Here is a 13,361-nt window from a genome sequence, read left to right as displayed (position 1 = left end):
TGGGCGGCCGAGCCGGCCGCCCAGAGCGACACGTTCCGGCAGAGGTTCGGCGTCGAGTCCGGCCCGGTGCCCAGCCCCCTGCTGCGCGGCCTGCAGACCAGCGTCGCGGAGGCGGTCAACGACCACTTCGAACAGATCTTCAGCGGCACCGGCCCCCACGCGGAGCTGTTGCGGGACTGGAGGGACACGTACCGCGCGCTCACCGACCAGAGCCGCATCCACACCGTGCTGCTTCGCCACCAGGCCCGCAACGCCGCGACGGCGACCGCGCAGACCGCCTTCGCGGAGCATCTCGCGGCATGGCGGGAGGCCCATCCGGACCTCGAGTTGTCCGAGGCCGACATCGCACGGGCGAAGGCGGGATGGGACGAGCGGCTGCTGTCCGCCTTCGACACGGTCTTCGGCGCGGAGGCCGCCACACCCGCGGATCTGTCGAGCCGTGTGCCGGGGTGGGACTGGCAGGTGGCACACGAGGCCCGCGACCTCGCGTCCCACTTCACCTTCGAATCCGGCGTCGCGGCGGCGCTGAGGGGCGCGGACAGGTCCTTCGAAGCGCTCAGCCGCGACCGGGGTGTCGAAGGCGCCACGCTGGACGAGATCCTCGACCAATTCGCCACCGACTTCGTCGACGGTTACCAGCGCCACTTCGCACCGCGGCCACTGTCGGATTCCTGGGCGGACAGCGCGGTCGCGAACACGGACCGCTCGGCCACCGCACAGGCCGCCGAAGCCGACGACACCACCGAGCCGGTGTCCTCCGGCGTTCCGCAGGAGCCCCTCGACGAGGCCCTGGCGCACCGCGGGGACACGCAGCCGCTGTCCACAGCCTCGCAGGCCGATCCGGCAGGCGCCACCGGCAGGACGCTGCCGCCTCCGCAGGGCACGGCGGTCACCCAGCAGGGGACGGCACAGACACCGGCGAGCGCCGCGGTGAGTACCACCACCGGCCTGCCCGCACACCTGCTGGGGCTGCCGGCCGACGCCCTGTACCGGGAACTGCCCTTGCTCGGGGAGGCCGACCGGGAGGGTCTCGCGTCGGATCCGGGTGTGGTCGACACGCTGCGCCGACAGCTCCCCGCTTGGGAGTTCGCCTCGGCGGCCGCACATCTGATGGTGCGGGTTCCGGCCGGCGTCGAACAGCCGGTGTCCGCTCGCAACGAGGCGCAGAAGACGATCGCGCGGATGCTGCATGATCCGGATGTTGCTGCGAAGCTGCTCAAGGGCGGCTCCACGGTGCTGGTGGTGCCCAAGAGCCAGAAGATGACCTCTTTCGAGCCGTTCCTTCATCTGAAGGGGAAGAAGGTCTCCCCGGCGGAGAAGCGAACGTGGGACGAGACCCGCGGAGTCGGCAGCCAATCGGCAGCGGTCACCGAGGAGAACCTTCTGGGAGAGAAGACGGGAGTTCCCGGTGCCCAGGTTTATGAGGATGGATACTCGACGACCGTGCACGAGTTCGCGCACACCATCCACCTGTACGGACTGAGTGAACAGCAGAAGCGGCTCATCGACCGCGTCTACCGCAGCAAGCTGGCCCCGCCGAAGAAGGGCCGCCCTGAGGCGCAGTGGCCGGACGGGCCGCTGCGGGCCGTGCCCGGCGGGCCGGCCAACTACTCGTCACACAACGCGTTCGAGTACTTCGCGCAGCTCAGCACGGCGTACCTCGGCGCGAACGGCGGCCTGGACCCGTATACCAAACTGCCGCGCAACAACGGATGGCGGTATGTGGTCAAGCACGAGAAGCCGCTGCTGCCGCTGCTGCGCAAGCTCTACGGCCCGCCCGCGCGCCACGCGGAGCTGGAAACGTTCAATCCGTTTCAGCGCACCACGGCTGAGAACGAGATGTACGAAACCCAGCGGGAGTTCTGGGACGGCGTGGAGAACACCTACGGTCCGCAGCCTCATGGGCCCGTCCCTCCGGCCGTCAAGCAACATGCTGCCGGCCAGAACGTTGCAGGCCAGTACGCCGGTTCTGGGAACCAGAACGTGGCGCCACCGCCGCCGCCGGCGGAGGAGGTCGAGGAGGAACTGCCGAGCCTGGTCGAGTATGACGACCAGGGCGAAGCCACCGGGGTTCTGGAGTGGCCGGACATCCTGGCCTCGTCCTGGTATCAGGGGTTGCACCCGGGCCAGCAGCAGCGACTGCGTTCGGTGGAGGACTTCAGTGGTCTGCGCGACGCGCTGGAGCAGACGCGTAACACGGTCGTCGCGGCGGTGGACGGGGGCGCCCGGTCAGAGGATGTCGAGTTCCTGACGAACGCGCTGCGGCTGCGGGGCAACCTCAGCGCGTACGACCCGGCGATGCTGCCGATGCTCCCCCAGCTGATGTCCTCGGCCGCCGACGCGGGGCAGCTGTCGCTGGTCACAGGCTCGGTTGCCGACTTCGGGCAGCATGTGCCCTACACCGATCTGATCGTTCCCCATCCGGGGCCATGGGCGACGCGGGAGGGGCCGAACGGTCTGGCGCAGGTCCTGGAGCACGTCATGGGGCCCCACAGCAGGGCGTGGGTGCTGACGGACAACGAGTTGCCGGGTGGTAGCCAGTCAAACGAGCTCGCGGCGCACATCGAGGCGACCAACGAAAACAACCGTGACACCCCGGGGTACGTCCCGCTCCAGGTCGAGATCCACGAGCCGGACATCCAGTGGGACGAGCATCGCCAGGTGACCGATGTCGGCGGCGTGCCGCTGGTGATCCGTCACCAGGGGCCCTTCCGCCTCGTCACGGTCGTTCGCGGCGCCGGGTCACCGAGCACCCAGCCGGCCGACGTCGCTCTGGCACCGCCGCCGCCAGTCCGTCACGCCCCGGCGCCACCGCCGGCCCTGACCGCGGTATTCGGCCCGGACATCGCAGGTCATCAGATGTTCGACGGCATGGTGTACGCACTGCGCGTACTGGAAGCTGCGCGCGCCGGACACGTCCGCTTCGGCTCCGGTCAGATCGACCTGCCGGGGATCACCCGGCTGATCCGCCACCTGGAGCCTTCGGCTGCGGTGACTGCGGCGGAGGCGTTCGAGGCGCTGAGGACCGCGACCAGTGCCCACCGGCGCGGGCGAGCCGGAAGCCTGGCCGCGATAGCCGCGTACCAGCTGCAACTCGCGGGTGTCCTGGCCGTTCACACCACGCTGACCGGTTCCGTCTCCCCGCGGCAGGTGGGGCGGCACTGGACCGGGGCGTCCGGTCTGCGGTTCGTCCAGGGCCATGTGGGCGAGCGCCGGTCCGGCCGGTGGAACGAGTCGCCGGCCCCCTGGGGGGACGCGGTGTGGGTGCTCATCCCGCAGCGGGCGGACTCCGGGCTACTCCTGCTCCCTGACGAGCACGGCAGGGAGTACGAGGTGGACGACGAGGAGTACGCGGAGGTGGTCGCCCATGACCCGGAGCGGCCTGCGGAAGCCCAGGTGCTGCTCCTGGTCAAGGACGCGGACCGAGGGCACGGCCTACTGCCGAGGCTCGTGGCCGACCGGGCGGGGACCCGGGTGTGGTATAGCAGCGGCATTCCGCGGCTGGGGACCAGGCGGCAGGACGACGGCACCGTGGCGGCGATGCCCTACCTGCAAGACCCCGGCGCCGAGGACGTGCCGACAGGCATCTGGCTGCCCGCCGATCCAGGGCAGCTGGCCGCCGACCCGCAGGCCGTCGTGAGAGCTGCGGACGGTACGGTCTTCCCCGACACGGACGTGCGGTCGTACCTGCTGACGACCCCGGACGGACAGCGGCTGAACGGGGCGGCTCTCCTCAACACGCTGCACACGGCCCAGCTGGAGATCGCCCTGCGCAGCCTGCCGTGGGTGCGGCACTACACCGACCGGATCGACGGGATCCCCGGCATCAGAAGGGCCAGCGAGGGAGAACTCCAGGACCTGCCCTGGTCGCTCCGCGACACCTTCATACTCGCCCTGCACGGTGACCGCGGACGCGCCACGGTGGCGAGGGAGAGCGACGGACGCGACTACTACGTCCGGAACGAAGAGTTGGCCCGCTTCATCGACCGGTTCCTGACCATGCTGAACGTACCGGCGAGCAAGCCGGTGTCGGTGGTCGGGTGCGAGTGGGGGCATCAGGTACCGAGCCGCGACCGGCTGGAAGCCCCCTCCGTCGGGCAGGTGGCGGCGAACGTCACCCGCCGCGACTTCTACGTGAGCGACGCACAACTGGAGCCCAGGGAGGAGGAAGGGCAAACGCCTCCGCGGTTGATCCGAACGGTCGACCCGGGAAAGCCGGCGCCCCGGTGGAGTCGGCTCCCGCCGGAACCCGACACGGACACACTGGCGGAACTGGCCGATCTCGCCGGGCTGCCGACACGGCTGCCGCAGAGGACGACACGAGCGCTGCGGTGGGTGCGAGCGCTGCGGGAACTCTTCGGGCCCGGCATCGACACCGATCCCCGGCTACAGGCGCGCTTCCATGCCCTGGTGCGGGGGTTCGGGGCGCTGGAGCGGCGCCGGCTCCGCATTCCCGGGAACGCCCCGGCCGGGCCGCTGACCTGGGCGGAGCTGGACGACATCGCCGCTGCCTGGCCCGGAAGCGGCAACGAGAGCCGGACCCTCAACGGGGACCTGCTCACCGCGTTGCTGCGCCGAGCCCTGGACGGCGAACAGCACGCGTCCGGCCATGCCGGGTACATCGCACCCAGCGGCGTCGGCCCCGGGAGCACGCCGGACGCCCAGGCGAACCCCGCACACTCGCTGGTCCAGGCTCCGGCTGCGGCCGCGCAGCCGCCACTGCCACCGCCGCCGGACACCGTGCAGCAGGGGGGCGCAGGAGCCCCGCAGAGCGTGGCGTCCGTGGGCGGGGCGGCTCCGGCGGCCTTCCCGGCCGTGCAGGAGCCGCGGTTCCCCGGCTTCTTCACCGGGCCCCTGCGGACGCCCTACCTGGAACGCTCGGCACGCTACGGCCAGGCGGTCGCGCGGACGCTGGCGGCTGATCCGCTGGTCCGCGAGCACCTTCAGATGGCGCTCAGGAACGTCGTGCGGAAGTTCCGGAGCGTGCCCGGCGGACTGACGCCCACCATCCTTCGACTGCTGCACAACCGGTCCTCACTGACCGGTTTCGATGCCGTCGCCGCAGAAATGCGCCTGCTCGATTCCGCCAACCCGCCGCCGTTCGAGGAACTGATCAGCTCGTTTCACCGGGTGGCACCGCACTTCGCGTGGGCGGCACAGGTGCCCGCCACAGTCGGCATCCGGCCGCTCAGCGCCGCGTGGGACGGCGAGATGCGGCGACGCGGTTACCGGGGATCACGTGAACTGACACCTCCTCAGCTTCAGCAGGCATGGGACATCGAGTTGATGCTCCGCGTCCACCGGCATCTCGGGCGGGACTCCGGTGACGCGTTCATGTTCCGGGACGCGGTGGCGGGATGGTTCCTGTCGCGTCCGGACGCGTTGCCGTGGGAGTGGTTCCTGGACGTCTCGCACCGGGTGGGGTTGTGGGACAGGCAGGTGGAGCCCGACCCGTGGCTGACGGACATGTCCCGGGTGCACGGGTGGATGCACGGCGATCTCGATCCTCGGGTACGGCTGCAGCACGGCAGCCTGGCGGGCGACCCGGCGCTGCGCGACGCACTGAAGCCACCGCATGTGTTGCTGTACGCAGAGCAGACTGTGCCGCTGCTGAGCGCGGAGGTCACCGGGCCCGGAGGGTGGTTCGATCCCGGCGTCGTCCTGGGGCACGGTCTGAGCCAGGTCGTGGGGCTGACCGAGCCGGCGGCGAGTCTGTGGCGGGAGCGCCGGGAGGCGCTGCGCGACTTGCTGCGCAACCCGGCCACTCTGGAGGCGCTGCGGCAGCTCTCGCCCGGGCACTCCATGGCGCTGACGCTGGTGTCCGGTCCCGACGCGCGGCTCTTCGATTCTGGAGTGCGCAAGGAAGGGCCGCGGGCGCTGGAGCGGCTGCGGGAGCTCATCCGTACGGCGGGCGCGGAAGCGGATCCTGAGGACAGGTCGACCTGGCCGCTGCTGATGCTGCGCGACCCCGCTGTTCGGGCCGTGATCGGCCGGTCCGCCCCGGCAGCGGAGGTGAGGGCGGCGGTCGCCGCGTTCGCGCAGAACGCGGACGAGCTGCTGCTGGCCGAGGTGCGCGGCCATGCGTCGATGGCCGAAGAGGCGCTGGACACGTTGCCGGCGAAACCTGCGGACGGCCGCTCGGCGCTGTACGTCCGGACTGCGCCGGGACCGCTGTTCGGAGGGACGAGCATGTACCCGGGCGACGGCAAGGAGATGCAGCTCAGCGCGTTCCGCCCCGGGTCATCCGACCGTGCCGCAGCGTTGAAGGACCTCAGTGAGCAGCTCAGGCGGGGCCAACCGGGGACCCGGCACGGGGTAGTGCTCGAAGTCTTGCGGCCGCTGTCGTTCCGTGAGACGTCGGTCTGGTCGCTGACGCCGGGGAAGCGCACGGTGCAGTCTCCCCAGACGACGAGACTGCGGACCCTGGGGCGCACCTACGGCAGGGACGGGAGGAGCGGCCTGTGGTACGAGCACATCTTCCTCACCGAGGTGCCGCGGCCGACGTCCAAGATCGCCTGGGACAACGAGGTCCTGGTCCGGGACATCCGCACGCCTCACGGGGTGCTGTTCGGCTACTCGAGCTACACCGCTCGCGACATGCTCGACCGCGAGGCTCCCTTCTCGCGCTTCGCTGAAGTGACGCACCACAAGCTCTGGGACAGCCAGAAGAGGACGGCGGTCGGCCCGTCGCGGCCCTGGCCACTGCCATCCGGAATCGAACCGCAGACCGGTAAACCATGGTTTGTCATCAGTGCCGCGCACGGCTCGCCCCACTCCATCGCCGTCCTCGGGCGGTTCGGTCCCAAGCTCCTGAGCGGCACGCAGAGCGGGGCAGAGTTCGCCCGGCGGCTGGCCGAGGCGGGGGTGGCCGACGGCACGCCCCTGCTGCAGTGGCAGTGTTCGGTTGGCAGCAGGCGCCCCGGCCTGCCGTCGGTGGCGCAGCAAGCGGTCGACGAGCATCCGCCGCAGCGCGCCTCCTTCGCGGGAAACACCACCGTCGCCAACTACCCCGTTGCTTCGGACCATGTGCTCCTCATGCCAGGGTGGGGCGCGGCACCCGGCCTTGAGTTCGTGAAGGTCCAGCCGCGGACCCAGCCCCGTGCGGGCGCGCCGGTGCCCTCGACCGAGTCGTACTTCGCCGGTCAGGCAGCGCGCTATCCGATGGGTGGCCCCGAGTGGTTCGCCGCCACGAACATCTACGATGCGGCGCTTGCCGAGCGGCTGTCCCAGGATCAGGCCGCGCTCAGCCTCATGCGCGAGGTCGTGAAGGCGATCGCGGACACCAGCCGGTACGGGGTGCCGGTCGACGCCCACCGGCCCGGGGTGTCCCTGGACGAGTTGACCGACATCGCGCGCGCCGCCGCACACACCAGTTATCCGGGTGCCGCAATCGCGAAGGGCATCGACCCGGCGGCGCGGGCACAACTCGCCATGGAGCGTGGAATCCAGTTGCATGCGGTCGACATGCCGAGCACGCTGCCGCTGTACTGGCTGTACCGGGATCTGGACCTGCCTGCTGAGCGCTTCCCCGCGTTCGTGCGGGCGGTGTTCGGCTGGGGGCTGACCAGGCGGCATCCCCTCTTCCTGCTGTTGTTCGATCTGCAGCGGTCCGGGATGAGCGCGAACCGGGCGGCGCTCACCGCGGCGCTGGCCGGCAATGGTCCGCATCTGTACGGCCTGGTCGACACGATGTTCGCGCCGCGTGAGGGGCTGCCCGCGGGTGATCTCGCGGATCGCCTGCGTCCGCCGCACTGGCGGATGCACACCGAAGGCATGGCCTACCTCGCGGCGGCCCCGGACGGCGTCCAGGTGCCGCAGGGGCTGATGCGGGCCGTGCGGATGCTCTCGGCATCCGAGGACGTGCCGCCGATCCCGGTGGGTGAGGGGTCGCAGCTGGGCGCGGACGGCTGGCCGAACCGGTACGCCGCGGCCCGCGACTGGAACGACGGATCGCTGGACCGACTCGACTCCGCGCACGTCACCGCGTTGTACCTGCTCAGCCACGACGACAGCCGCATGTTCCTGGAATCGGGTGCCGACCAGCTCCCGTTCGCCCAGGGCGCTGCGATGCTCGCGCCGGTGGTGCGGGCGGAGATCGACCGGGCGGTGGACCGGGCACGGCACGGTCAGGGTCTGCCCCTGCCACTGCTGCTGCGACATCCGGTTCTGCACAGCGAGATCGAACGGATAGAGCATGCCGCTCCGGGCAGCGACGAGTTCAACGACGCCCACCAGAAGTTGCTGGACAAGGTTCCTCTGCTGGCCCACTTCCTGCGTTACCAGATTCCCGCCCACTTGGGGCTGGCGGCGGAGGGACTGGCGAAACGGCCACCGGTCAACCGCTCGGTGTACCTCGCCTTCAAGTTGCCGACCGAGGGGGCGGGCGCAGCCCTTGGAAGGCTGAACGTTTCACAGTTCCAGCAGGTCAGGCTGGATGAGGCGGAGGCACTGAGGGAGCTGGGAACGGATCAGCCCCCGGCTCTCCGGGCCGTCGTCGAAGTGGCCGACTCGACGGCCCGTGACGTCACGGCACTCGCGCACGACCCCAGCCGGAGTCAGGTCCGGTACGCCGACGCGACCGAGCTGGCCGTGACATCGCGCGAGATCCGCACGGACAGCGAGGGCAACACCTACGAGCTGCTGCACGCCGTGGAGCTGCCGTCAGTGGACCGGCGGAGCGCGCTGGAGGCGGTGAAGTCCGTCGCCGAAGCCGCGGAGACCCAGGTCGCACCGCTGCCGGGCAGCAATGCGCTCACCCAGAGTCCCGCCCACGAGCACCCTGCGCAGATGTCCTCCGCGGTCGCCACCACATCACAGGCGCCCGCTCAACTGTCCTCCGGCGTGACGTCACGGATGCCGGACGTGCTGCCCCAGGAGTCCCCTGCCGACCGGCGCCGGGACACCGGTCCCGAACCGGTCGGAGACGTACCTGATCCCTGGCTCACCAACGCGCCTGCCGCCCCGGCCCTTCAGGCCCCAGGACACATGGCGCTCCAGCAGGCGGGACCGTCGCAGGTGTCGGCACCTCACCTTTCGGATCCCATGGTGCGGTTCCCCGACCTGTATTTCGGGGACCGGTCCAAGTGGCTCAAGACGGCACTGCTCTTCGAGCGTGCGATCGGCCGTGTGATGGCCGCGTCCGATCGATGGCGCCGGACCGCCCAGAGGACCCTGATAACACTCCGAGGCCGCCTGGCCGGCGCCTCCGGTGGCTACCGCCTGTTCTTCCCGCCCGGTCACACATACTCGAGTGCTCAACGGGAGTACCGGAAGCTGATTTCCACCCAGAATCCCCCTGCGCTGAGTGCGGTGATGGAGGCGGTAGCGCGAGGAGCGGCGGTCCACGCGCGGAATACGGGACTGCCGGAGCCGGCTCCGGTGGACCCGGCCCTGACCGCCAGGCTGACCGCACTGGGTCATCCGCTCGTCGACGAGCGAGTGGCCGAGAAGGCCGAGCGGATCCGCGAGGCCGAGTTGCTGATGCGGGTCTACCAGGACCTGAACGTGCCCGACGAGAACCCGCTGGCCTTCCGCAACGCGGTACTGGGCTGGATGCTGCCGCAGGACCCTGCCCCCACCCTGGGGGAGCTCCTTGGCGCCGCTCAGCGGGCCGGGGTCGCGGAGAAGGACGGCTCGCACGTGCTGGAGCCGGACCTGCGGACAGCATCTTCCGTGGAAGCCGACGCGTCCCAGCTGTATGGCCTCGTGCCTTTCCTCCTCGCCCCCGAAGCACAGTTGGCAAAGGGACCGCTCGCCGGCGACGCGGGGCTCCGGGCGGCTGTCGTCATCCTGCCGCACCAAATCGCATACAGCGATTGGGCCGGGAACCTGGTCAGTCCGCATCTCACCGGTGGCCTGAGCCTGAAAGACCTCAGGAGCGGGGTGGCGGACACCATCCTCGGCGGTTCCGTCACCCGCCAGGGAACTGATGCCTGGTTGCTGCGCCGGGACTCCTTCCGGCGGTGGATGGGCACCTACCGCCGCACCCCCCCGGAGATCCGGAGCGCCCACCGGGTGGCGTTGTTCCTGCTTGGCGGAGATGACGCCAAACTCATGGACGATCGCATCACCGCAAGGGGTGCATCGGGGCGGGACCGGCTCCGAGAGGAGGTCCTTTCCCAGCTCATGGGCCTGCACCAGGGAGCGGATCCTGCCAGGCTGCCGCTGGTGATGCTGCGGGAGCCGGCGGTACAACGGCTGATTGACCACCCCGGGGAGCGGTCGGCGGCGAGGCTGCAGGAGGTGGCCGACGCCCTGGCGACCGACGACATGGTGAGAGAGCTCGCCCAGCATGCGGAGATGGCCGTCAGGTCGGCGACGCTCATGCCGGAAGCCGAAGAATCGATCTATTGGCTTGACTGGGAAAAGGGCTCGGTACAGGGACCGCACGCGTACGCGGTCGACGAGCGCACGTTCAGGCGGCCGCGGCTTTTCCAGGCGAAGTCGAGCCTTGCTGCCGTCCTCAGGGACGCCCTGGTGGAGGCGCCCCGGCACACCACGGACCATCCGGTGGTCTACCAGGTCAAAAAACCGCGCCAGGCCCATGAATACGCGCCGTTCGCCCGAGTCCCCGACGGCCAGGTCGTCTACCCGCGGGCCTCGACATTCAGCGTCAAGGACCGCGATATCGTACGGGACCTGGCAACCGCCCTGGGGTACGCCCTCGTCTCTGTCGAGGAAGTCCCGCAGCCCGCCGAACGGCGATGGCAGCAGACGGTCATCACCCGCGAGGTGAGGACGCCCAGCGGAATCCTGTTCGGCGAGGCCAGTTTCAACGGACCCGACTGGATATCCCGGTCGGAGGACTATCCCCGTCTGCTCCATATGCGGCCTGGAACCGTCTATGAGCCACCGGACTTCTACCGGAGGCAGCCGTTCCCGCTGCCGCTGACCACCGGTCTGCGGCAGCCCGGTGACAAACCGGCGTTCACGGTCTGGACATCGCACGGTCTCGCCGGGTTGGCCGAAGCGCTGACCCCCGAAGGGCTCAAGCGTGTCACCGGCACATGGATCGGCCGCCGCAGCGCCCAGCTGATGCGGCAGCTCGGCCTCGGCCGCGGCACGCGGCAGCTGGTATTCACCTGCTACGGCGCATATGGCCCCGACGGCCTGCCGGCGGTAGCCCAGAAAGTCGCCAATGAGCATTCCGATGGCATCGAAACCGTCGGATCGACCACCTCGAACCAGGCACACACCGTCAGCGATCCGGATCCGCAGTCGGAGGTCTACCTCTACAAGGAGAAAGGAAAACCCGCACCGGAATGGCGGGTCTTCCAACCCCAGGCCGGCGTCAGCCGGGACGAGCAGGCTGCCCGCCTGCCGCTAGCCGGCCAGGGCCCCCGGTACCGGAGCCGCTATGAGACGCCGGACTGGGAACAGGTGGCCCGGGCGCACGAGAAGGCCATCGGGAAAGCGCTCGACGAGGCTGCGGACGCCAAGAACTTCGCGAAGCGGTTCGCCGACGCGTTGACGGCTTCCGGAAAATACCAGGTGAACCCCCCCGGCACTGTGGCGTCCGTTTCGGATCTGATGGAGGCGATCGACGGGGCCGCCCGGCGAGTCCACGGCGACAAGGAGTTCACTCTCGCCGAGGACGACACTGCCCGGGAGGAACTGCGCACGGTGCGCGGGCTGCTGCTGCGCACGGGCCCGTTTCCGAGCATGAAGCCGTTGTTCGACGCCTACGAGGCCATCGAGTTCTCCGGCGGGCACCGGCCGTTCCTGAAGGCGCTGATCGCGTGGCGGCTGTCCAACGGCACCCATACCCTCACCGAGGTCCTGGGCGAGTACACCGAGGCCTCCTTGGCCGAGGACGGCCGGGGAATCAACGTCGATCGGCTCAAGGACGCGCTGCTCGGCGACGCGGTGGACCTGTACGCGTGGGTGCGTTCCGAGCTGTCCCCCTTCGACTCCGGCATCGAGGAGTTGACCGACACCTATGATGCCGACTGGCAGCCGCCGCACCACCAGCTGTACTTCCCCGGGCTGACATCGCAGTCGGCCGGCGGCGTGGAAGTGCCCGAAGGCCTGATGGAGGCAATCCGGCAGCTGGAGAACGCCGGCGACCTGCCCGGCATCTCCGAGGCAGACACGGATTACCTGGGCGGGGGCAGTTGGGCGGCCCGGCACGCAGCCTTGCGCGACTGGTCCGCCCGCCACTCCGGCTCGCCGCTGGAAAACCTGCTGCCCGCGCATCTCACCGCCCTGTACGTCGCGACCCACGGCCCGGACCACCGGCTGCTGCGCGCGCATCTCGAACCGGAGAGCGGCGGAGCGACACCCGGCCGGGACCGTCTGGCCGACGCGATCGGGGAGACCATCGACGAGGCCATGGCGAGCGGCTCGCTGGACTTTCCGTACCTGCTCTCGGAAGACCCGCGGTTCTATCAGCTGGCCACGGAAGCCGCCGGCATCGCCGACCCCGCCGAGGAGAGGTACGGGGAGATCGGCGCGGAGATGATGGGCATGGTCCAGGTGCTCGCGGAGGCGGTAAGCGAAACCGTCGGCGAAACCCTGGGCGTTCTGGCCGAGGCGCTGGCAGTGCAGCCGAAGGTCGACGCACCGGTGTATATCGGCTATCTGGCTCCCGGGGAACTCAGGAATCACCTGCCCGGCACGCTGCACTCGGTGGTGATCCCGCAGTTCCAGCAGGGCAGCCTGGACCCGGGGACCGTGTTCGGCGGGCTCGGCGACCCCCCGCCCGGGCAGCACTGGGTCCTGCTGCAGGCCGAGGGCTCGCCGGCCCGCGACGTGTCGTTCGGCGCGAAGGACCCGCAGGCGCGGCAGGTGATGTTCCCCTGGCGTACCGATGCGCCCATCACCGCACGCGGGGTGATGTATGACGCCAACGGCGAGCCATACGAGTACCAGGTGGCCGCATCCGGGCAGCGGCCGGAGCCCATGGAGATCGACTCGGGTGCCGTGTCGGAGACCTCGTCGGAGGCGGCCCCCTCCGGGGACCTCATGGAGATCGACTCCGGATCGGCGGACGTGTCCAGGACCGGGCCGGACCCGTTGGCGGCCAACGGCCCCGCCACGCCCGTGTGGCCCAAGGCCGCCGAGCCGTCTGCCGCCGGACCGGGGACCAGCCCCACGCCCGCCTACCCCGACTCCCGGTTCCGCAAGGACGTGCCGATCCCGCATCCGGTACCGGTCCGGATGAGCCGCGACTCGGCTGAGGCGATGCTGGCCGCGGGCGCCATCACCGATCCGGAGCGTCATGTGCTGCGCTCCCAGGTGGTGGTGGAGAAGATCCGGGATCGCGCGGGGCGGCTTTCCGGGCTCACGTCGTTCACCCGTGAGGAGGCGGCCCTGCGCCGGGACGCGTACCGGGACGCGGCGGGGCTGCGGGAGCACACGCA

1 protein-coding gene is annotated in these 13,361 nt (G+C 70.2%); it reads left to right on the top strand.

What is annotated here, in order from left to right; genetic code table 11:
* On the top strand, positions 1-13,361 hold a 13,361-nt coding region (locus ABZ646_RS11645), incomplete at both ends, for a lonely Cys domain-containing protein (RefSeq protein ID WP_360516250.1).

The sequence above is a fragment of the Streptomyces sp. NPDC007162 genome, from assembly GCF_040634175.1.
GTDB lineage: Bacteria > Actinomycetota > Actinomycetes > Streptomycetales > Streptomycetaceae > Streptomyces.
This window is presented reverse-complemented; position numbering and strand designations above follow the sequence as displayed.